Raw genomic sequence first — 20,535 nt, forward strand, 5'->3', positions numbered from 1 at the left:
CACCACCATCACCGCAAAAATCCCGATGGGTACGTTGATGAAAAAGATCCACGGCCAGCTGTAACTGTCGGTGATCCAGCCACCAAGGATGGGACCCGCAATCGGCGCTACCACCGTGACCATCGCCAATAACGCCAAGGCCATGCCGCGCTTGGCCGGTGGGTAGACCGCAATCAACAGCGTCTGCGTCATCGGGTACAACGGCCCGGCGACCAAGCCTTGCAGCACGCGAAAGCCGATCAACTCAGGCATAGAGGTAGAGATACCGCACAGGAACGACGCCAGCACAAACAGCAGGGTCGCCCACAAAAACAGCTTCACCTCGCCAAAGCGCCGGCTCAACCAACCGGTGAGCGGCAAGGCGATGGCGTTGCTCACCGCAAACGAAGTGATCACCCAGGTGCCCTGCTCCGAACTCACCCCCAGGTTGCCGGAGATCGTCGGCAACGCCACGTTGGCGATGGTAGTGTCGAGCACCTGCATAAAGGTCGCCAGCGACAGGCCAATAGTGGCCATCAACAGGCTGGGTGGCGTGAACGAGGCGTTATTGCTCATCAGCGTTGCGCAGCCTTGGGAGCGGCGACGCTGTTGTCATGGATCAACTGGTTGATCATGGCATCGGCCTCGGCCAATTGGCGGTCATACACGTTGGTGGTGAACGAGGCTTTTTGCGGCGCCTGTTGCGCCAGCACCGGGCCGCTCTGGTCGTGCAGGTCGACGTTGACCACGGTGCTCAAGCCCACGCGCAGCGGGTGCTTGGCCAGCTCTTCGGCGTTGATGTGGATGCGCACCGGTACCCGCTGCACGATCTTGATCCAGTTGCCGGTAGCGTTCTGCGCGGGCAGCAAGGCGAACGCGCTGCCGGTACCGGCGCCGAGGCTGTCGACGGTGCCGCTGTACTTCACGTCGCTGCCGTAGATGTCCGACTCAATATCCACCGGCTGGCCGATGCGCATATCGCGCAGTTGGGTTTCCTTGAAGTTGGCGTCGATCCACAGCTGGTCCAGCGGGATTACCGCCATCAGCGCGGTGCCAGGCTGCACGCGTTGGCCCAGTTGCACAGTGCGCTTGGCCACGTAGCCGGTAACCGGCGCGATCAAGGTGCTGCGCGCATTGGTCAGGTACGCCTGACGCAGTTGCGCAGCGGCGGCTTGCACGTCGGGGTGGGACGAAATCACCGTGTCATCCACCAGCGCATTGGTGGTTTTCAGTTGTTGCTCAAGGTTGGTCAAGGCGTTCTTGGCGGCGGTCAGGCTGTCGCGGGCGTGGGACAGTTCTTCCTGGGAAATCGCGCCGCCCTGGGCCAGGGTTTTACGGCGGTTGTAGTTGTCCTGGGCGGTTTGCACATCGGCTTTCTGCGCATTGACCTGGGCTTTCATGCCATCGACGTTGCTGTACAGGCCGCGTACCTGGCGCACGGTGCGGGCCAGGTTGGCCTGGGCACTCTGCAGGCCGACGGCGGCGTCGTTGGGGTCGAAGTTGATCAGCACCTGGCCTTCGTGGACCAGGTCGCCATCGTCGGCGCCAATGCTGACCACGGTGCCGGTGACCAGCGGGGTGATTTCCACCACGTTGCCGTTCACATAGGCGTCATCGGTGCTTTCATTGAAGCGCCCGTAGAACTCATACCAGGCCCACACGCCCACCACACTCAGGATGACGATCAGCGCCAGGCCGATCAGCATCACTTTGCGTTTGCGGGGGTTGGTGTCGTTGGGTTGTTCGGTTGCGTTGTTGCTGTCGGCAGTGGCCATGACAAATACCTCAAATTATTCCGTGCGTGTAGCTGGGGTGGTCGCGGCCACGCTGTTGGCGTGGTACCCGCCACCCAGGGCCTGCATCAATTGAATCGACAGGTCGATCTGCGCCGCATTCAGGGTGGCCAGCTGACGCTGGGCCTGCAGCAATTGCTGCTCGATGCTGAGCACATCCAGGTAGTTACCGATGCCTGAGCTGTAGCGTTGCACCCCGGTGTCGTAGGACTGCTGCGCGATGTCGGCCGCGTGTTGCTGGGCCTGGATCTGCCGCCCGGTGTCGCGCAGTTGGGACAGGCTGTTGCCGATATCACCCAAGGCTTGCACCAGGGTTTTGTTGTACTGGGCCACGGCCAGGTCGTAGTCGGCGTCGCGGGCATCGAGATCAGCACGCAGGCGGCCGCCGTCAAAGATCGGCAGCGAAATCGTCGGCGCAATGTTGAAGAAGCGGCTGGCCGAACCGAACATCGCATCGCCCAGCAACGACTCGGCACCTGCGCTCGCGCTCAGGTTGAGGTTGGGGTAGAAGCGGGTCTTGCTGGCGTCGATGTTCTTGCTCGCGGCCTCTACGCGCCAGCGTGCGGCAACCAGGTCCGGGCGACGGCCGAGCAACTCGGCAGGCAGCACCGCGGGCACGGCCACGGCGCTGGGTTTGAGCACCGCTGGGCGGGCCAACTCGTCGCCACGGTCCGGGCCTTTGCCGAGCAATACGGCGAGAGCGATCTTGGCGCTTTGCAGTTGTTTTTCCGCATCAATCAGTTGCGACTGGGAGCTGGCTTCCAGGCTCTCGGTCTGCTGGAACTGGTATTCGCTGTCGATACCGGAACTCAGGCGGCGTTTGCTCAGGTCGAGCATCTGGCGGGTGCGCTTGAGGTCATCGACGGCCAGGTCACGCACGATATGGGCCTGGCCCAGGTCGCTGTAGGCCTTGGCCACGTTGGCGGCCAGGGTCAGGCGCGCAGCCTGCTGGTCGACTTCGGCAGCGCGGGCCTCGCCCAACGCGGCTTCCCACGCGGCGCGCTGGCCGCCCCAGAGGTCGAAGTTGTAGTTGAAGCTGGCGCCGATGTTACGCACGGTCGAATAGGCATCGCCCTGCCCGCGAGGGTCCTGGTCCTTGGCCAGGCGCGAACGGCTCACGCCAGCGCTGGCATCCAGGGTCGGCATGCGCGCCGCGTTGGCGGCATAGGCCGCCGCTTCGGCCTGATGGGCACGGGCGTCGGCGACTTGCATGTCGGGGCTGTTTTGCAGGGCTTCCTGGATCAGGCCGTCAAGCTGTGGGTCGCCGAGGCTTTTCCACCATTCGGCGGCCGGCCAGGCGGCGCTCGACAGCGTCACGCCGCTGAGGGATTTGCCGGTGTGCAGGGTATTGGCGTCGAGGCGCTGGCCCTGGGTGTCGAGGCCGCTGTAGTTGGCACAACCGGCCAACGTCATCGCCGCCAGCACCAGGCTGAATGCGCGTGTATTCATGATCGACCTACCCGCTGGATCGTGATGGGGTCACCCGCAGCGATCAGCATTTTTTTCAGGATCCGCTCCAGGGTTTCCAGCTCGCCCGGCTCAAGCACGCCGGCCAACTGGTTGAGGGCCTTGGCGCCAATGTGCGGCAGCATGTCCGCCAGGCGCTGGCCCTCGGTGGTCAGCACCAACTGCACCTGGCGCCGGTCCAGCTCGGAGCGCTTGCGGCTGAGCAGGTCTTTTTGCTCCAGCCGGTCGAGCATGCGCGTCATCGAACCGCTGTCCAGGGACAGGTTGCGGCACAGCTCCGCCGGGGTATCGACGCCGAACTGGGCCATGATGATCAACACCTTGAACTGCGCGGCGGTAATGCCGTGGGGTTCCATATGGGTGTCGATGATGCGGTCCTTGAGAATCGCAGCGCGGCCCAGCAACAGGCCGAGGTGGCAGTTGTGGAAGTTGTCAGGGGTGAAGTGAGGCATCGAAAGTCACCTTATTACTGCCTAGGCAGTGAATGTGTGACGAGATGTTACTGCTTAGGCAGCGAATGTCAAATGGAATAATTAGGTTGCTTGGTAGTTGAGTAACTTAGAGCCTTGGGCAGCAATCAACTCAGGGAGAGTCCAGTTAAGGCTTTTTGTAGGAGCGAGCTTGCTCGCGAAAAACTCACGGGCGCCGCGTGCATTCAGGATGCACGCGTTATCGTTGACGTTTTTCGCGAGCAAGCTCGCTCCTACATTTTTTGACCGGGCAAGGCTTAGAAATCGCGCTTGTAAAAGATATCCAGGGAGCTGGCCACACCCGTCGCCACTTCCAGGTACATCTTCTTGCTCAGCAGGTAGCGCAAGGCAATGGTATTGGCCGGTTCGAACACCCCTACCCCATAACGCAGGCTGAGCTTCTCGTTGATCTTGCCGCTGGCCACCACCGCAGTACTGTTGCCGGTGCCTTGGGTGTCCAGATCAAAATCCTGAATCCCCAGCTTATTGGCGATATCCGTGGTCACCCCGGCGCTGCCCATCAAGCCCAGGCCCAGGGCGGCTTCGGCGAGCATGTTGTTGTCTTCGCCGGTGTTGGTGCGCGAACGGCCCAGCACCAGGTACGACAGCGCATCTTCCTGGGCCATGGTCGGCTCGGAGAAGATCTGCGTGGTGGGCTGTTCGGCGCTGCCGCTCAGGCGTATACCGGCGGTCACGGTGCGCGACGATTCGACCACCACGCGCACAGCTTCGATATCCAGGAACGGTTGGTCCAGCGGCCCGGCAAACAACAGCCGTGCACGCCGCACGTTGAGGCGCTGGCCGTAGGCACGGTAGCGACCGTCGTTGAGCCACAGCTCGCCACGGGTGTCCATGTTGTCGCCGATGTGCACATGGCCCTGGACCTTGGCGGTGAGGCCGAAGCCGGCGAAGTTGAGCTGGTCTTCGCCTACCTCCACGTCGATATCCATGGCCATGGCCATCGGCGCTTTGCCCTCTTCGGTCTGGCTGCCAATGATCACGGTGTCGTCGGACACCTTGACCGTCGAAGGCGGCAGTTCGCGCACGGTGATGTCGCCACGGGGGATGTGGACTTTGCCGGCAATCGCCAGTTTGTCGTCCTTGAGGCTGATCTTCAGGTCGGGCGCCACTTCCAGCTTGGCGTAGGGTTCCACGGTGACTGGCAGTTGCGAGCCTTTGAGGCTGAGGTCGACCACCAGGGCACGGCCCCAGTCGATCTGCCCCGTGAGGCTGCCCTGCCCGGCCTTGCCGCTGTGCCAGCCGCCGTTGAGCTGCACGCTTTCACCGGCGATCTGCGCCTGCAGGTTCAGGCCCTCGAGGCTGATGGGCAACTCCGGCCCGGAGACTTCACCGTCCACCAGGTTCAGGTTGCCGTTGACCTGCGGCGCGAGCAACCCGCCGGAGATGCGGCCGCTGCCGTTGAGCTTGCCGGTGAGTTTTTCAACCATTGGCACAAAGGGCCGCGCCACGGCGAGGTCCAGGCCAGTAAGGCTGAAGTTGCCGGTGATTGGCTTGTTGTTCGGCAGCGGGTTGTTCTGCGCCTGCCACAGCACCTCGCCGAGCTTGCCGCCATGAAAGTTGAGCTGAGTGTCGATGCGCTTGGGATTGAGGGTGGTTTCCAGCTTCAGGGTGTTGTAGGGGAAATCCAACCATTGGCCCTTGTCACGCACGCGCAAGGTGCCACCGCTGGCATCTACCGCTACCACACCCTTTGGGCCGCTTTCAGGCAGGTCAAGCTGCACGTCAGCATTGAGCTTGCCCTGCCAGGCGAAGTCTTTGGGCAAAAATGCCGCAAGGCTGTCGAGGGGAAATTGCTTGAGGTGGTAACGCAACTTCGGCTCGGGCATCAGGCGCTGGTCTTCCCCACACAGGCTGGCGCCGCCGGAGACCCAGCAGTGCGCGCCGAAGGTCAGCTTGCCATCGGCCAGGCGTTCGATCTTCGCCGGGGCTTGCAGCCGCCAGTCCTGGCCACCGGCTTGCACGTCGCCACTGGCCAGGCGCCCGCGCCAGTTGTCTTTGTCGAGGTTGCCATCCAGGGCCAGGGCTAGTTTGACCAGCGGGCCGGTCAGGGCCAGTTGGACCTTCTGGTTCTTGATGTCGCCCTGGGCGCTGGCGGTAAGGTTGCCGACTTGCGTCTCGCCGCTTTGAATGCCGTTGGCCTTGAGGTCGAGCTTGGCGCGCTGGGCGCTATCGAGGTTGGCGTCCAGGTTGAGGCTTTGCAGGCGGTTGTCGGCAAAGGCCAGTTGCTGGCCCTTGAGGTCGAGCTTGCCTTGAGGCGCTTTCAAGGTGCCGGCCACCTCGACACGCCCGTTGACTTGCCCACGCAGTTGCGGCCAGAGCTGGGCCAGGCGTGCCAGCTTGATGTCGATCTGCCCGGCCAGGCGCTGTTGCAGGCTGCCGCTGCCGTTGATGCGGTTATCGCCCAGGCGGATGTCCAGGTTGGCGAGGGTCCATTGTTCGCCAGCGCCTTCGGCCTTGGCCGCGAGCACAGCGGTTTGGCCACGCAGGCGGCCCTTGAGGTCGAGGTCGGCGTTGAGCTTGAGCTGCTCATTCTTGAACTCGCCTTTGCTGCGCAGTGGCCCAGCCAGGGTGCCGGGCAGCTCCGCGACCCAGTAGGCCGGGTTCAGCGCCGACAGATCCAGCGCGGTGTCCCAGGCAACGCCGTCGGCAAATTGCAGGTTCAGGTGGCCTTCGGCCTTGCCCTGGCCGGCACTCAGCTTCAGCTCAGGCAGGAAGACTTGCTTGAGGTCGCCACTGAAGGGGGTGACCACATTGAACTTGCCCGCCGGGCCGTCGAGGTCAGCCTTGAGATTGCCCAGGTAGTTGCCGTCTTTATAGGAGATTTCACCGTTAAAGGTGCGCAAGGCCACTTGCGGTTCGTCGATGAGCGGATAGAGGCGGTGCCAGGGAAAATCCAGCCAGTCGATCTTGGCGTCAGCACTGAAGCCTTGCTGCCAGTCCAGGTTGGCACTGAGCTTGAGACTTTGCTTGTCGCCGGCCGTCAGGTCCAGGCCGGCAATCTGCGCGCCCTTGGCGTCAACCTTGCCCTTGAGCAGTAAATCCACCGGGCCTTTTTCGGCCGGTAGCACGGCCTTGCCCAGCAACTGGTAGCCATTGCTCAGGTCACCTTTGGCGCTCAGGTCCAATTGGTTGAGTTGCAGGGTATCGGGCAGGTCTGCGCTGGGTTTGAACGACTCGGAGGTGATGTGCACCTGCGCCGGCAGGTTTTCCGCCAGGGGTTGCAGCTCGCCAGTGAGCTTGGCCGGCAGGTAGCCGCTGCTGTCGGCGTCGAGCTTGAGGGTTTTGAGCAGATCGCCGTCGATCTTGAGCGCGACCGTCCAGGGGGCACCGCCTGGGGCGTAGGGCAAGCTCAGGTTACCGCTGGCGGTCAGCGGCCAATCGCCGTTGGGTTGCAGCAGGCCGGCGAGGTCCAGCACCAGGTCATCGCGCTGTAGATGCACCGCGTCGATCTGCAGGCCGGCGGTAGTCCAGTGCGCCGCCAGTTGCAGGCCCTTGAGTTCTTCATTGCCGTTGAACAGCAGGCTGCCGATGCGCACATCGCCCAACTGCAGGGCAACCGGCAGCTTCAGGTCGGGCAGTTGAATCGGCCCGCTGTCGCTCTCTTCGGCACTGGGGGCGAATTCCAGGCTGACCTGTTCCACATCCAGTCGGTTGATGCACAGGGTCATGCGCAGCAGGCAGCCGGGCGACCATTCAAACGTAGGGGCATTCAACTCGACGCGGCTGCCATCCTGCTGCCACAGCAGATGGTCGGCGCTCCACTGCCCGCCCAAACGGCCCTGGAAATTTTCCACGCTCAAACCTGGCACCTGGCCGAGGGCCCAGCGACTGCCCGCCTGGGTGCCGAGCACCGACCACAGCGCCAACAACAGCAAGGCGAGGATGGCGACCAGCGCCAGCCCCGCTATTTTCAAACCACGCATCACAGCTCAGGCCCCATGGAAAAGTGCAAGCGAACGCCGCCCGGATCTTCGAGGGCATGGGCCAGGTCGAGGCGAATCGGCCCCACTGGCGACACCCAGCGCACGCCGACGCCCACGCCGGTTTTCAGGCTGGGCAAGTCGAGGTTGTTGAAGGAGTTGCCCTGGTCGACAAAGGTCGCGATACGCCATTTATCGGTGATGGAATATTGATACTCGGCGCTCAAGGCCACCATGTAGCGGCCACCGATGCGGTCGCCGCGATCGTTCTCGGGCGACAGCGTCTGGTACTCGTAGCCGCGCACGCTCTGGTCGCCACCGGCAAAGAAGCGCAAGGAAGGCGGCACGGATTTGTAGCCATTGGTGGCACTGCCGCCAAATTGCGCACGGCCCAGGAAGCGGTGGTTATCCCACAAGGTGGTCAGGCCCTTGATAGTCGCCGTGCCGTAAAGCAGGTTGGTGTCGGACCCCGCGCCCTCCTTGGCGACCTTGGTGTCGAACATCAGGCGGTAGCCGTGGTGCGGGTCGATGCGGTTGTCGCTGCGCAGGTAGGAATAACTCACGCCCGGCATCAGCAGGTTACTCAGACCCGAATCATTGCCCAGACGATATTCTTCGCGCTGGTACTTGAGGGAGATCACCCGGGTCCAGCCACTGGGCAATTTGCTGTGCCATTCGGGGCCGATGGTGAGCAGCTTGCTCAGGGTGTCGGTGTTGGCGATTTCTTCATTCTGGTAGCCGCCGGCAAAGCGCAGTTTGTCGGTGAGCGGCGGGTCGAGCGGGATGTCGTACCACAGCCCGACGTTCTGCCGTGGCGCCGACAGTTCGGCTTCCCAGCCATAACTGTGGCCCTGGGGGTTGACCCAATGGCGCGTCCAGTTGGCTTTGCCCCGTGGGCCGACGTCGGTGGAGTAACCCAGGCCCAGGCCCATGGTGCGCGGCTTGCGGGTGTCCAGTTGCACCGCCACCGGGATCACGTCATCGGTGGCGGCGGTGGGGCTGGCGTCGACGCGCACGCCTTCAAAGAAGCCGCTGGCTTGCAGGTTCTGATTGAGTTCGGCGACCAGCTCGGAGTCATAAGGCGTGCCGGGCTTGAACGGCACCATGCGCTGCAACAGTTCTTCATCAAAGGGCGTGTCGCCGGTGAAGCTGACCTTGCCCATGCTGTAGCGTGGGCCGCTGTCGTAAATGAGTTCGATGTCGGCCACGCCCGCTTGAGGGTCTACGGCAAGTTTCTGGCTGGTGAAGCGCCCACTGAAAAACCCGTAGCGCGAGGCCTGGTTCTGGATCAGGCGCTTGGCGTCTTCGTAATGGCCGTGGTTGAGCACGGCGCCGGATTTGAGGTCGTCGCTGGCGGGCACGCGAAAGGCCTTGAGGCTCGCAGCCGGGCCATCGACTCGCAGGGTCACGTTGCGCAAATGCACCGGTTCGCCGGGGTCGATGGTGAGAGTCAGGCGCGGGTTCTTGCCGCCCTTCACATCGCTGGCGATCTGTGGCTGATAGTAGCCCAGGGCCTGCGCAGCTTTACGCGCCTGCTCCTCGGCGCCACGGCTGAACCGCAGCAAGGCTTCTTCATCACGATCGCCTACCCCGCCGATGTAGCCTTCGATGTTGGCTTTCAGCGCGTCGTTTGAGGGTTTGATCCGCACGTCCAATTCGCTTTGCGCCAAGGCGCCGCAGCTTGTGAACAGCAGAATCAAGCCGCTGGTAAATCTTCCTGGAAACTTCATAGGCGCGGATGCTACACGAGCGAGGGAGGAACTTTGAACCAGGATTAGTCTGAATAATTCTGTTCTAAGCCGTTGCAGGATGTAACGCCTGGGGATTGGGATGGAAAAACACATGCTCGCGCACCGGCCCTACGGCGACTTCGCCGATTTCCTCATAGCCCTGGCGCTTGTAGAAATCCAGGTAACGGGAGTTGCCGGTGTCGAGCACCACGCCGGATGAATGCGGATCGTCGGCACACCAATTGTGTACCGCTTCCAGCAACTGCTCACCATGGTGCTTGCCCTGGAACTGCGGGTGAATGCCCAGCAGCGGCAACACATGCACAGACTCGGTGGGCAGGCACGCCATGACGGCATGATGGTATTCCAGGTAACGCCGCGTACCGCGCACGCCGGTGCTCAGCCACATACGGATTTGCCAGGCCCAGCTTTCGGTGATGCCTAGGCGCCGCTGGGGCGGTGCAATCAAGGCGATGCCGATCAGCCGGTCGTTGACGAACAGGCCGATGGCCGGGAGTTTCTGAAAGAAGTGCTGCTTGACCAGTTCGCGCACAGTGGCACGTACCCGCTGCTCATAGCCCGCCCGCTCGGCTTCGAAGATGTAGGCGAAGGTCGGCTCATGGCGATACGCCTGGTACAGCAGGGATCGCGCTTCGCGGGAGTAACCGCTATTGAGCAGGCGGATTTCGGCAGTGGCCGTCGAAGTGTCTGGCATAACAATCAATCTCCCTGGGCGCCACTCAAACATGGCGTTCTTATGGGTACGAACCTGCACAGCTCCAGTCGTTCCCACATTAGCAGCGCATTCACCCTACCGCCACGCTGGCCCCCGTCCGACTTGTCGGCTAGCATCGCCCTTTTGCCAGACTGGACTGCCGACCATGAAAATCGTCTCCTTCAATATCAACGGGCTGCGTGCTCGCCCTCATCAGTTGGCGGCGCTGATTGAAAAGCATCAACCGGACGTGATCGGTTTGCAGGAAACCAAGGTTCACGATGATCAGTTCCCGTTGGCCGAGGTGCAGGCCCTGGGTTATCACGTGTACTACCACGGGCAGAAAGGCCACTACGGCGTAGCCCTGCTCTCGCGCAAAGAAGCGTTGAGCGTGCACAAAGGCTTTGCCAGCGATGAAGAAGACGCCCAACGCCGGTTTATCTGGGGCACCTTCGCCGACGAAAACGGCCAGCCGGTAACCATCATGAACGGCTACTTCCCGCAGGGCGAAAGCCGCGACCACCCGACCAAGTTCCCGGCCAAGCAGCGCTTCTATGCAGACTTGCAGCACCTGCTGGAAACCCAGTTCAGCAACGACCAGGCGCTGGTGGTGATGGGCGACGTGAACATCTCGCCACAAGACTGCGACATCGGCATCGGCGCCGACAACGCCAAGCGCTGGCTGAAAACCGGCAAGTGCAGCTTCCTGCCGGAAGAGCGCGAGTGGATGGAGCGCCTGAAGAACTGGGGCCTGGTAGACAGCTTCCGCCACCTCAACCCGGATGTGACCGACCGCTTCAGCTGGTTCGATTACCGCAGCCGTGGGTTTGAGGACGAGCCCAAGCGCGGGCTGCGCATCGATGTGATCATGGCGTCCACGGGTTTGGTGCCACGGGTCAAGGATGCGGGGGTGGATTACGACCTGCGCGGGCTGGAAAAACCGTCGGACCATGCGCCGATCTGGTTGGAACTGAGCTGACCTCAAAAATAGATTGTAGGAGCGAGCTTGCTCGCGAAGAACTTGAAAGCGCCGCGTTAAAACAGATTCGCTGCGTTATCGTTGACGCTCTTCGCGAGCAAGCTCGCTCCTACAGGGCATCAGGGTTTGCCAGCGCCCGTGTTGGTCATATGGCTGCAATCCAACTGACTTAATCTCCCGGCACTCCCTTGGCTTGAGAAGGTGCCGGCATGATGCTGCGCGTTCTGTTCCTGTGTTTTTCACTCGCTCTCCCCGCGGTGGCAGCTTCCCTCCCCATTCCCGACCAAGGCCCGGCCCTGCGCATCCAGGGCTCCAACACCATCGGCGCGGCCCTCGGCCCGGCGCTGGTCAAGGGTTTGATGGAGCATCAGGGCTTGCAGGACGTACACGCTGAAGCGGGTGCCGGGGCGAATGAACAGCGCGTGGTCGGCACGACGCGCCACGGCCAGACGGTCACCATCGAGGTCGCGGCCCACGGTTCCAGCACCGGCTTTGCGGCGCTGAAGAACAACCGCGCCGACCTCGCCGCAGCGTCCCGCCCGATCAAAGACAGCGAGCTGGTGGACCTCGCCCCCTTAGGTGATTTGAAAAGCCCAGGCGCCGAGCATGTGATCGCCATTGATGGCCTGGCAATCATCGTTAACCCGCGCAACCCGCTCAATAGCCTCAACACCGAGCAATTGGCGCAGATCTTCAACGGCGAAGTCAGCACCTGGGAGGCACTGGGCGGTACAGGCGGGGCCATTCATTTATATGCCCGGGATGATCAATCCGGCACCTTCGACACCTTCCGGGAACTGGTGCTGAGCCGCCGCGGCCAACCGCTCGCGCCGTCGGCCAAGCGCTTTGAATCCAGCGAACAGCTGTCCGATGCGGTGAGCAAGGACCCGCAAGGCATCGGCTTTATCGGCCTGCCCTCTGTGCGCCAGGCCAAGGCGGTGGCGATTGTCGACGGCGACTCGCAACCGATGCTGCCGCTGACCAGCCTGATCGCCACCGAGGATTACCCGCTGTCACGGCGGCTGTTCTTCTACTTGCCGCCCTCTTCCCCCAACCCGTGGGCCAAGGCGTTGGTGGACTTTACCCAAGGCAGCCAGGGCCAGGCGATTGTGGCCGCCAATGGCTTTATCGCCCAGCAGGTGCAAGCGATTGGCGTGGCGCCGCGCCCGTCGATGCCCGACGACTACCAGGCCATCGCCCGCGACGCTCAGCGCCTGACGGTGAATTTTCGCTTCGACGAGGGCAGCGCCAGCCTCGACAACAAGGCGCGCCAGGATGTGCAGCGGGTGGTGGCCTATATCAGAAGCCACGGCAAGCTGGATAAACAGGTGACGCTGGTGGGGTTTGGCGACACCAAGAATGACCCACAACGTGCAGCTTTGTTGTCGAAATTGCGGGCGATGGCAGTGCGCCGGGAGCTGGTCAAGAGCGGCGTGGTGCTCAAGGATATTCGCGGGTTTGGCGCGCAGATGCCGGTGGCGGCCAATACTGCGGATGAGGGGCGGATCAAGAATCGGCGGGTGGAGGTTTGGGTGTACTGAGGATCGTTCCCACGCTCCGCGTGGGAATGCCGCTCTGGACGCTCCGCGTCCGCTCTTGAAAGGGTGACGCAGAGCGTCACGGGAGGCGTTCCCACGCAGAGCGTGGGAACGATCATCATCATCAACGATCATCACAGGCGACGCGGTGTTACTGCCCGCCGCGCATCAATTCCCGCGGCACATACTTGCCGATCTCAAACTTGCCAATCGCCGCGCGGTGTACTTCGTCCGGGCCGTCGGCCAGGCGCAGGGTGCGTTGCATGGCGTACATATAGGCCAGCGGGAAGTCGTTGGAGACCCCGGCGCCGCCGTGCATCTGGATTGCGCGGTCGATAACCTTCAAGGCCACATTCGGCGCCACCACCTTGATCTGGGCAATTTCGCTTTTCGCCACTTTGTTGCCCACGGTGTCCATCATGTACGCCGCTTTCAAGGTCAGCAGGCGGGCCATGTCAATTTCCATGCGCGAGTCGGCGATCTTGTCGATATTGCCCCCCAACCGCGCCAAGGGCTTGCCGAAGGCGGTGCGGCTGACCGAGCGTTTGCACATCAATTCCAATGCACGCTCGGCCATGCCGATCGAACGCATGCAGTGGTGGATACGGCCTGGGCCAAGGCGGCCCTGGGCGATCTCGAAGCCACGGCCTTCGCCCAGCAATACGTTTTCATAGGGTACGCGCACATTGTCGAACAGCACTTCGGCATGGCCGTGAGGCGCATCGTCGTAACCGAATACCGGCAGCGGTCGCAGGATTTTCACGCCTGGGGTATCGACCGGCACCAGGATCATCGAGTGCTGCTGATGGCGCGGTGCATCGGGGTTGCTCAGGCCCATGAAGATCAGGATCTTGCAACGCGGGTCGCAGGCGCCGGAGGTCCACCATTTCTTGCCGTTGATCACCCACTCGTCGCCCTGGCGTTCGGCGCGGGCGGCCATGTTGGTGGCGTCCGAGGACGCCACATCCGGTTCGGTCATGGCAAAGGCCGAGCGGATCTCGCCGCGCAGCAGGGGTTCGAGCCAGCGCTGCTTCTGCTCTTCGTTGGCGTAGCGCACCAACACTTCCATATTGCCGGTGTCGGGGGCGGAGCAGTTGAACGGCTCCGGGCCCAGCAACGAGCGGCCCATGATTTCTGCCAAGGGTGCGTATTCAAGGTTGCTCAGGCCGGCGCCCAGTTCGGATTCCGGCAGGAACAGGTTCCACAAGCCCTCGGCCTTCGCCTTGGCCTTGAGTTCTTCCATGATTGCCGTGGGCTGCCAGCGATCACCTTCGCTGACTTGGCGTTCGAACACCGGTTCGGCCGGGTAGACATAAGTGTCCATGAACGCAGTGACGCGTTCACGCAGTTCCTGAACCTTGGGCGAATAGGCGAAATCCATGAGCGGCTCCCTTCTCTGAGAGGTTGTTTAGGTCATGCATTCGATGCTAGAACAGCGCTGATAATTTACCTAGCCTATTCTCGGCGTGTATTAACATTCATCACCGATATATGATCGGCGCATGGGCACCTCACAATAAGAGCGCAACGAAATGAATCTGAGCAAGGTCGATCTCAACCTCTTCATCGTCTTTGATGCGATCTACACCGAAGCCAACCTGACCCGCGCCGGGCAGATCGTCGGCATCACCCAGCCGGCGGTGTCCAACGCCCTGGCACGGTTGCGCGAGACCTTCAACGACCCGCTGTTCGTGCGCACCGCCCAAGGCATGGTACCCACGCCCATGGCGCAGAACATCATCGGCCCGGTGCGCAATGCGTTGTCGTTGCTGCGGGTGTCGGTGCAGGAAAGCAGAATTTTCAACCCACAGCAGGCGGCCAAGACCTACCGCATCAGCATGACCGACCTGACCGAAGCCGTGATCCTGCCGCCGCTGTTCCAGCGCCTGCGCCGCCTGGCGCCGACCGTGGTGATCGAGAGTTTCCTGTCCAAACGCCGCGAAACCACCAAGGAACTGGCCGCCGGGCGCCTGGATTTTGCCGTGGATGCGCCGCTCAACACCGACCCGCAGGTACGTCACGTCAAGCTGATGGAAGACCGCTACGTGTGCGCCATGCGCAAGGGCCACCCGATGGCGGGCAAGGACAAATTCACGCTGGATGATTACCTGTCACTGACCCATATCCATATCTCCAGCCGCCGCAACGGTTTGGGTTACGTGGACCTCGCCCTGGGCAAAATGGGCATCCAGCGCAAGATCGCCCTGCGTTCCCAGCATTACCTGATGGCCTCCCAGGTGCTGCAACAGACCGACATGGTGATGACCGTGCCCGAGCGTTTCGCCCGCCGTCATGAACTGCACTGGTTCAATCTGCCGGTCAACAACGTGCCGCCGGTGGAAACCCATTTGTACTGGCACGAAAGCACCGACCAGGACCCGGCAAACCGCTGGATGCGTGAACAGATGATCGAGTTGTGCCAGCAGGTGACGGCCCAGGAAAAGAAGTTGGATAAACAACAGGCTTGAAGTTGAAGGGCTACCCCTGTGAGCGCATAGGTATCTACACAACTTCGGTATGACGCCGAACCTGTGGCGAGGGAGCTTGCTCCCGTGACGGCCTGCCAGCCGACGCTGATCTAACTGACGCACCGTGATCCAAATGTGGGAGCTGGCTTGCCTGCGATGACGGCCTGCCAGCCGACACGTCTCTACCTGATACCCCGCAATCAAACTGTGGGAGCGGGCTTGCTCCCGATGGGTTGCGCAGTGGCCCTTGACGTTTACGTCAACCTGCAATTAGCTTAGCGCCAAGACTTCCTTGAGCACCGCCATGAGCACCACCTACAGCATCTCCGACCTCGCCCGCGAGCTCGACATCACCACCCGCGCCATTCGTTTCTATGAAGAACAAGGCCTGCTGGCCCCCGAACGTCGGGGCCAGGAGCGCATTTACTCGGCGCGGGACAAGGTCAGCCTCAAGCTGATCCTGCGTGGCAAGCGCATCGGCTTCTCCCTGGCCGAATGCCGCGAACTGATCGAACTCTACGACCCCACCGGCGGCAACCAGATCCAACTCAACAGCATGCTGGCCAAGATCGCCGAACGCCGTGAACAGTTGGAACAGCAACTGCTGGATATCGAACAGATGAAGCTGGAACTGGACACCGCTGAAGAGCGTTGCACCCAGGCCCTGGCGCAGACCATCAGCCAAGCCGGCCATTGACCAGAAGGTAACTGCCATGTCCCTCCCCTCCCACGTACGCCTGGTTGAAGTCGGCCCGCGCGACGGTTTGCAGAACGAAGCCCAGCCCATCAGCGTGGCGGATAAAGTCCGATTGGTAGACGCGTTGAGCGCCGCTGGCTTGAGCTATATCGAAGTCGGTAGTTTTGTCTCGCCCAAATGGGTGCCGCAAATGGCAGGTTCAGCCGAAGTGTTTGCGCAGATCCAGCGCAAGCCCGGCGTGACCTATGGCGCCCTGGCACCGAACATGCGCGGCTTCGAGGATGCGCTGGCAGCCGGGGTCAAGGAAGTCGCGGTGTTTGCGGCGGCGTCCGAGGCGTTCTCGCAGCGCAATATCAATTGTTCCATCAGCGAAAGCCTGGAGCGCTTCGCACCGATCATGGCCGCCGCCAAGCAGCACGGCGTCAGCGTGCGCGGTTATGTGTCCTGTGTGCTGGGTTGCCCCTATGAAGGCGAGATCGCCCCGGAGCAAGTGGCGGCCGTCGCCCGCGAGCTGTATGCCATGGGCTGCTATGAAGTGTCCCTGGGCGACACCATCGGTACCGGCACGGCGGGCGCTACCCGGCGCCTGTTCGAAGTGGTCGGCGCCCAAGTGCCACGGGACAAGCTGGCCGGGCATTTCCATGACACCTACGGGCAGGCCATCGCTAACATCTACGCCAGCCTGCTGGAAGGCATCACGGTGTTCGACAGCTCAATCGCAGGCCTGGGCGGCTGCCCTTACGCCAAAGGCGCCAGCGGTAACGTCGCCACCGAGGACGTGCTGTACCTGCTCAACGGCCTGGGCATCGACACGGGCATCGACCTGGAACGCTTGATTGGCGCCGGCCAGCAGATCAGCCAGGTGCTGGGACGGCCTACGGGTTCCCGCGTGGCGAAGGTGCGTAACGCAGGTGAGTAGCACAGCTGTGAGAATGTGTTACCGCTTCCCGGCATAACGGGTAACGCGGGAACAAAATCCGCCGTGCAAACTGAAAGAAAATACTGACAAAAAAACAACTCGTTGATTTTAAAGGCTTTTAAAAAGTTGGCACGCCTTCTGCTATCTCTATGGCATAACAAGAATAAAAAGCGCCAAACCTAATAAAAATAAGACGAAACGACTCTGACATAACAAAAACAACACGGCAGAGACGCAGCTAACAGATTTTTTTGGAGAAGATGTGCTTCCCAGGGTACGGCATGCCGCAACCCGCAACCGGATAGAGAAAAATAAAACTACCTCAGGTAGCTACCCACTGGTTGGATCGTTTACGAAGAAGCAGGTCAGCGTTCAAAAAAATACGTTTGCTCTTGACCCCGGATGGGGGTCGCCAAAAAAAGCGGTACGGGCCACGGCTACCAAAAACAACAACAGGCCGCCCCTCAATAATAAGAAAAGAGCACGCAACGACAAATTAAAGGGGACCTTCGGGTCCCCTTTGTGCTTTCTGGGTTTCACTATTTGGGTGGCACAGCAGGTTCGCGGGGTATCAGGTAGATGTGGGCCGGCAGTCAGGCCGCCATCGCAGGCAAGCCAGCTACCAGGGTTTGACGTTGTCAGCGCGCTTGCAGCTCCTGGATGGAAATCTCGCGCATCCGAAATTTCTGAATCTTGCCCGTCACCGTCATCGGAAACTCATCCACGATCTTGAAATACCTGGGCGTCTTGAAATGGGCGATGCGGTCCTTGCACCAGCTCAACAACTCCAACTCATTGGCCACCTGACTGGGATGGAACTTGATCCAGGCAACAATCTCTTCGCCATAACGCTCATCCGGGATGCCCACGATCTGCACGTCCGCCACCGCCGGGTGAGTAAAGAAAAACTCTTCCAGCTCCCGCGGGTAAACGTTCTCCCCCCCACGAATGATCATGTCCTTGTTACGCCCGGCAATGCACACGTAACCCTCCTCATCCATGGTCGCCAGGTCACCGGTATGCATCCAGCCGGCATCGTCGATGGCCTCACGGGTGCCTTCAGGGTTGTTCCAGTAACCCAGCATCACGCTGTAGCCCCGGGTGCACAGTTCACCGATCACGCCACGGGCCACGGTGTTACCGGCCTCGTCGACAATCTTGGTTTCCAGTTGCGGTTGGGTGCGGCCCACCGTGGTGACACGCCGTTCGATATCGTCATCTGCGCCGGTCTGCAGCGACACCGGGCTGGTTTCAGTCATGCCATAGGCAATCTGCACCTCTGCCATGTGCAGCTCATGAATGACCCGACGCATCACCTCGATCGGGCACGTCGCACCGGCCATGATCCCAGTGCGCAAGCTGGACAGGTCGAACTCGGCCCGGCGCGGGTGATCGAGCAGCGCGATGAACATGGTCGGCACGCCATATAAACCGGTGGCTTTTTCTTCGGCGACGGCGCTCAGCGTCAGCAGCGGATCGAAGCCGTCATTGGGGTAGATCATGGTGGTGCCGTGGGTGATGCAACCGAGGTTGCCCATGACCATGCCGAAGCAGTGGTACAGCGGCACCGGGATCACCAGGCGATCCTCTGCCGTCAGGCCCAGGCTTTCACCGACCATGTAACCGTTATTGAGGATGTTGTGGTGACTGAGGGTAGCGCCCTTGGGGAAGCCGGTGGTGCCGGAGGTGTACTGGATATTCACAGGTTGATCGAAATGCAGGCTGGCCTGGCGGCTGTGCAGTTGCTCGGGCGACACGCCTGCGCCAAGGGCCGCCAACTGCAACCAGGGCATGAATTCCGGCGGCGGGCTGGGGTCGAGGCTGATGAGGCCGCGCAGCTGGGGTTTCAGCGCCTGGAGCATGGCGTGATAATCGGAGCTCTTGAACGAACCGGCGCACACCAGCCATTGGCAGCCGGACTGCTTGAGCACGTAATCCAACTCGCTGCTGCGATAGGCCGGGTTGATATTGACCAGGATCACCCCGAGCTTGGCGCTCGCCACCTGGCAGATCAGCCACTCGGCACAGTTAGGCGCCCAGATACCCAGGCGGTCGCCGGTTTGCATACCCAGGGCGAGGAATGCGCGGGCGTGCAGCTCAACCGTCTCGGCCAGTTGCCGCCAGGTGTAGCGCCGCTGCTGGTGGCGCACCACCAAGGCTTCGCCATCTGGGTATTGCGCGACAGTGTGATCGAATGCCTGGCCAATGGTCATGGCCAGCAAAGTCTTGTCCTGGGAGCCACGACTGTAGCTCGGGTGCGGTTGATCCATAACGACCCCTGTTATCTTTTTTGTAGGTTGACGTATACGTAAACTACGATTGACAGCGTCGTAACGCAAGCTTACGTTAACGTAAAGGTGAGCGCCCTCCTCCCGCGCCCCGCCCACACAACAACAAAGCTCACATTAAGGTGCCTGTCCATGAGTTACCCGTCCCTGAACTTCGCCCTCGGCGAGACCATCGACATGCTGCGCGACCAGGTGCAGTCCTTCGTGGCCAAGGAGATCGCACCGCGCGCGGCCCAGATCGACATCGACAACCTGTTCCCCGCTGACCTGTGGCGCAAGTTCGGGGACATGGGCCTGCTGGGCATCACCGTGCCCGAGGAGTACGGCGGTGCTGGCCTGGGATACCTGGCCCATGTGGTGAGCATGGAAGAAATCAGCCGCGGCTCGGCTTCGGTGGCGTTGTCCTACGGCGCGCACTCCAACCTGTGTGTCAACCAGATCAACCGCAACGGCAACCACGCACAAAAACTCAAGTACCTGCCCAAGCTGATCAGCGGCGAACACATCGGCGCCCTGGCCATGAGCGAGCCGAATGCCGGTTCTGACGTGGTGTCGATGAAACTGCGCGCCGACAAGCGCGGCGATCATTACGTACTCAATGGCAGCAAGACCTGGATCACCAACGGCCCGGACGCCAACACCTATGTGATCTACGCCAAGACCGACCTGGAAAAAGGCCCCCACGGCATCACCGCCTTCATCGTCGAGCGCGACTGGAAAGGCTTCAGCCGCAGCAACAAATTCGACAAGCTGGGCATGCGCGGCTCCAACACCTGCGAGCTGTTTTTTGACGATGTCGAGGTACCCGAAGACAACATCCTCGGCGTGCTCAATGGCGGCGTGAAAGTGTTGATGAGCGGCCTGGACTACGAACGCGTGGTGCTCTCCGGTGGGCCTACCGGGATCATGCAGGCGTGCATGGACCTGATCGTGCCCTACATCCACGACCGCAAGCAGTTCGGCCAGAGCATCGGCGAGTTCCAGCTGATCCAGGGCAAGGTCGCCGATATGTACACCCAACTCAACGCCAGCCGTGCCTACCTCTACGCGGTGGCCCAGGCATGCGAGCGCGGCGAGACCACGCGCAAGGACGCCGCGGGCGTGATTCTTTACAGCGCCGAGCGCGCCACGCAAATGGCCCTGGATGCGATCCAGATTCTGGGCGGCAATGGCTATATCAATGAATTCCCCGCCGGGCGCCTGCTGCGTGACGCCAAGCTCTACGAAATTGGTGCGGGCACCAGTGAGATTCGGCGGATGTTGATCGGTCGCGAACTGTTCAACGAAACCCGCTGAAGGAGCGCCCCATGGCTACCCTGCATACCCAGCTCAACCCGCGCTCGGCGGAATTCGCCGCCAACCGCGCGGCGATGCTTGAACAGGTCGACGCCCTGCACAGCCTGCTTGCCCACGTCCACCAAGGTGGCGGCGCCAAGGCCCAGGAACGCCACACCTCACGCGGCAAGCTGTTGCCCCGCGAGCGCATCAACCGTCTGCTCGACCCGGGCTCGCCGTTTCTGGAGCTGAGCCAACTGGCCGCTCACCAGGTGT

Annotated in this window: 16 protein-coding genes; 7 read left to right on the top strand and 9 right to left on the bottom strand. The window is 61.7% G+C overall.

What is annotated here, in order from left to right:
- The 7 genes from GIW04_RS14315 to GIW04_RS14345 form a co-directional block, all read right to left on the bottom strand.
- The coding region (locus GIW04_RS14315; protein ID WP_236479019.1) for a DHA2 family efflux MFS transporter permease subunit at positions 1-555 on the bottom strand (555 nt) is incomplete at its 3' end.
- A complete protein-coding gene (locus tag GIW04_RS14320) occupies positions 555-1,754 on the bottom strand; it encodes an HlyD family secretion protein (RefSeq protein WP_003192180.1) in 1,200 nt (399 codons plus the stop codon). The genes GIW04_RS14320 and GIW04_RS14315, both read right to left, overlap by 1 nt.
- 15 nt (positions 1,755-1,769) lie before the next feature.
- A complete protein-coding gene (locus GIW04_RS14325; protein ID WP_094774520.1) occupies positions 1,770-3,221 on the bottom strand; it encodes an efflux transporter outer membrane subunit in 1,452 nt (483 codons plus the stop codon).
- A complete protein-coding gene (locus GIW04_RS14330) occupies positions 3,218-3,691 on the bottom strand; it encodes a MarR family winged helix-turn-helix transcriptional regulator (protein WP_003192182.1) in 474 nt (157 codons plus the stop codon). The genes GIW04_RS14325 and GIW04_RS14330 overlap by 4 nt, the downstream gene beginning before the upstream one ends.
- A gap of 275 nt (positions 3,692-3,966) precedes the next feature.
- Positions 3,967-7,653: a translocation/assembly module TamB domain-containing protein gene (locus GIW04_RS14335; protein ID WP_236479021.1), complete on the bottom strand. Its 3,687-nt coding sequence runs from the start codon at positions 7,651-7,653 to the stop codon at positions 3,967-3,969.
- A complete protein-coding gene (locus tag GIW04_RS14340) occupies positions 7,653-9,380 on the bottom strand; it encodes an autotransporter assembly complex protein TamA (protein ID WP_003192185.1) in 1,728 nt (575 codons plus the stop codon). Before GIW04_RS14340 ends, GIW04_RS14335 begins: the two co-directional genes overlap by 1 nt.
- A 64-nt stretch (positions 9,381-9,444) precedes the next feature.
- Positions 9,445-10,095: a GNAT family N-acetyltransferase gene (locus GIW04_RS14345; RefSeq protein ID WP_034133797.1), complete on the bottom strand. Its 651-nt coding sequence runs from the start codon at positions 10,093-10,095 to the stop codon at positions 9,445-9,447.
- 166 nt (positions 10,096-10,261) lie between these two features.
- On the opposite strand from GIW04_RS14345, the gene xthA reads away from it, so the two are divergent.
- Entirely contained in the window at positions 10,262-11,074 is an 813-nt protein-coding gene (xthA, locus tag GIW04_RS14350; RefSeq protein WP_047711179.1) for an exodeoxyribonuclease III, read from the top strand.
- A gap of 209 nt (positions 11,075-11,283) precedes the next feature.
- Positions 11,284-12,615 carry a substrate-binding domain-containing protein gene (locus tag GIW04_RS14355; protein WP_120248986.1) on the top strand — a complete coding sequence of 444 codons (1,332 nt, stop codon included), beginning with the start codon at positions 11,284-11,286 and terminating at the stop codon, positions 12,613-12,615.
- A gap of 148 nt (positions 12,616-12,763) precedes the next feature.
- Here GIW04_RS14355 and GIW04_RS14360 read toward each other — a convergent pair whose 3' ends face one another.
- Positions 12,764-13,993 (bottom strand): acyl-CoA dehydrogenase, encoded by a 1,230-nt coding sequence (locus GIW04_RS14360; protein ID WP_034133794.1) that lies wholly within the window; start codon positions 13,991-13,993, stop codon positions 12,764-12,766.
- A 151-nt stretch (positions 13,994-14,144) separates the two neighbouring features.
- On the opposite strand from GIW04_RS14360, the gene GIW04_RS14365 reads away from it, so the two are divergent.
- The 3 genes from GIW04_RS14365 to GIW04_RS14375 all read left to right on the top strand — a co-directional run bounded on the left by GIW04_RS14365 (position 14,145) and on the right by GIW04_RS14375 (position 16,696).
- Complete coding sequence (locus GIW04_RS14365) at positions 14,145-15,080, top strand: LysR family transcriptional regulator (RefSeq protein WP_034133793.1); 936 nt, start codon at positions 14,145-14,147, stop codon at positions 15,078-15,080.
- Between the two features lie 304 nt (positions 15,081-15,384).
- Positions 15,385-15,777 carry a MerR family transcriptional regulator gene (locus tag GIW04_RS14370; protein WP_003192195.1) on the top strand — a complete coding sequence of 131 codons (393 nt, stop codon included), beginning with the start codon at positions 15,385-15,387 and terminating at the stop codon, positions 15,775-15,777.
- Positions 15,778-15,793: 16 nt separating this feature from the next.
- Positions 15,794-16,696, top strand: a complete 903-nt coding sequence (locus GIW04_RS14375) for a hydroxymethylglutaryl-CoA lyase (RefSeq protein WP_120248985.1) — start codon at positions 15,794-15,796, stop codon at positions 16,694-16,696.
- A 638-nt stretch (positions 16,697-17,334) separates the two neighbouring features.
- Here GIW04_RS14375 and GIW04_RS14380 read toward each other — a convergent pair.
- Complete coding sequence (locus GIW04_RS14380) at positions 17,335-18,966, bottom strand: AMP-binding protein (protein WP_198757918.1); 1,632 nt, start codon at positions 18,964-18,966, stop codon at positions 17,335-17,337.
- Between the two features lie 150 nt (positions 18,967-19,116).
- Between GIW04_RS14380 and GIW04_RS14385 the strand changes: the two genes are divergently transcribed.
- Together GIW04_RS14385 and GIW04_RS14390 are read left to right on the top strand one after the other, a co-directional pair.
- A complete protein-coding gene (locus tag GIW04_RS14385; protein WP_003192199.1) occupies positions 19,117-20,280 on the top strand; it encodes an isovaleryl-CoA dehydrogenase in 1,164 nt (387 codons plus the stop codon).
- A gap of 11 nt (positions 20,281-20,291) precedes the next feature.
- Positions 20,292-20,535 (top strand): carboxyl transferase domain-containing protein (locus GIW04_RS14390; RefSeq protein WP_329607580.1); only part of this gene is annotated, 244 nt, incomplete at its 3' end.

The sequence above is a fragment of the Pseudomonas sp. PA-4-8C genome, from assembly GCF_021606625.1.
In the GTDB taxonomy this organism is placed as follows: Bacteria; Pseudomonadota; Gammaproteobacteria; order Pseudomonadales; family Pseudomonadaceae; genus Aquipseudomonas; species Aquipseudomonas lactis.

Bases quoted from the DNA above. Each gene is read 5' to 3' on its own strand.
- GIW04_RS14320 (WP_003192180.1), bottom strand. From the start codon at position 1,754: ATGGCCACTGCCGACAGCAACAACGCAACCGAACAACCCAACGACACC.
- GIW04_RS14325 (WP_094774520.1), bottom strand. From the start codon at position 3,221: ATGAATACACGCGCATTCAGCCTGGTGCTGGCGGCGATGACGTTGGCC.
- GIW04_RS14330 (WP_003192182.1), bottom strand. From the start codon at position 3,691: ATGCCTCACTTCACCCCTGACAACTTCCACAACTGCCACCTCGGCCTG.
- GIW04_RS14335 (WP_236479021.1), bottom strand. From the start codon at position 7,653: ATGCGTGGTTTGAAAATAGCGGGGCTGGCGCTGGTCGCCATCCTCGCC.
- GIW04_RS14340 (WP_003192185.1), bottom strand. From the start codon at position 9,380: ATGAAGTTTCCAGGAAGATTTACCAGCGGCTTGATTCTGCTGTTCACA.
- GIW04_RS14345 (WP_034133797.1), bottom strand. From the start codon at position 10,095: ATGCCAGACACTTCGACGGCCACTGCCGAAATCCGCCTGCTCAATAGC.
- xthA (WP_047711179.1), top strand. From the start codon at position 10,262: ATGAAAATCGTCTCCTTCAATATCAACGGGCTGCGTGCTCGCCCTCAT.
- GIW04_RS14355 (WP_120248986.1), top strand. From the start codon at position 11,284: ATGATGCTGCGCGTTCTGTTCCTGTGTTTTTCACTCGCTCTCCCCGCG.
- GIW04_RS14360 (WP_034133794.1), bottom strand. From the start codon at position 13,993: ATGGATTTCGCCTATTCGCCCAAGGTTCAGGAACTGCGTGAACGCGTC.
- GIW04_RS14365 (WP_034133793.1), top strand. From the start codon at position 14,145: ATGAATCTGAGCAAGGTCGATCTCAACCTCTTCATCGTCTTTGATGCG.
- GIW04_RS14370 (WP_003192195.1), top strand. From the start codon at position 15,385: ATGAGCACCACCTACAGCATCTCCGACCTCGCCCGCGAGCTCGACATC.
- GIW04_RS14375 (WP_120248985.1), top strand. From the start codon at position 15,794: ATGTCCCTCCCCTCCCACGTACGCCTGGTTGAAGTCGGCCCGCGCGAC.
- GIW04_RS14380 (WP_198757918.1), bottom strand. From the start codon at position 18,966: ATGGATCAACCGCACCCGAGCTACAGTCGTGGCTCCCAGGACAAGACT.
- GIW04_RS14385 (WP_003192199.1), top strand. From the start codon at position 19,117: ATGAGTTACCCGTCCCTGAACTTCGCCCTCGGCGAGACCATCGACATG.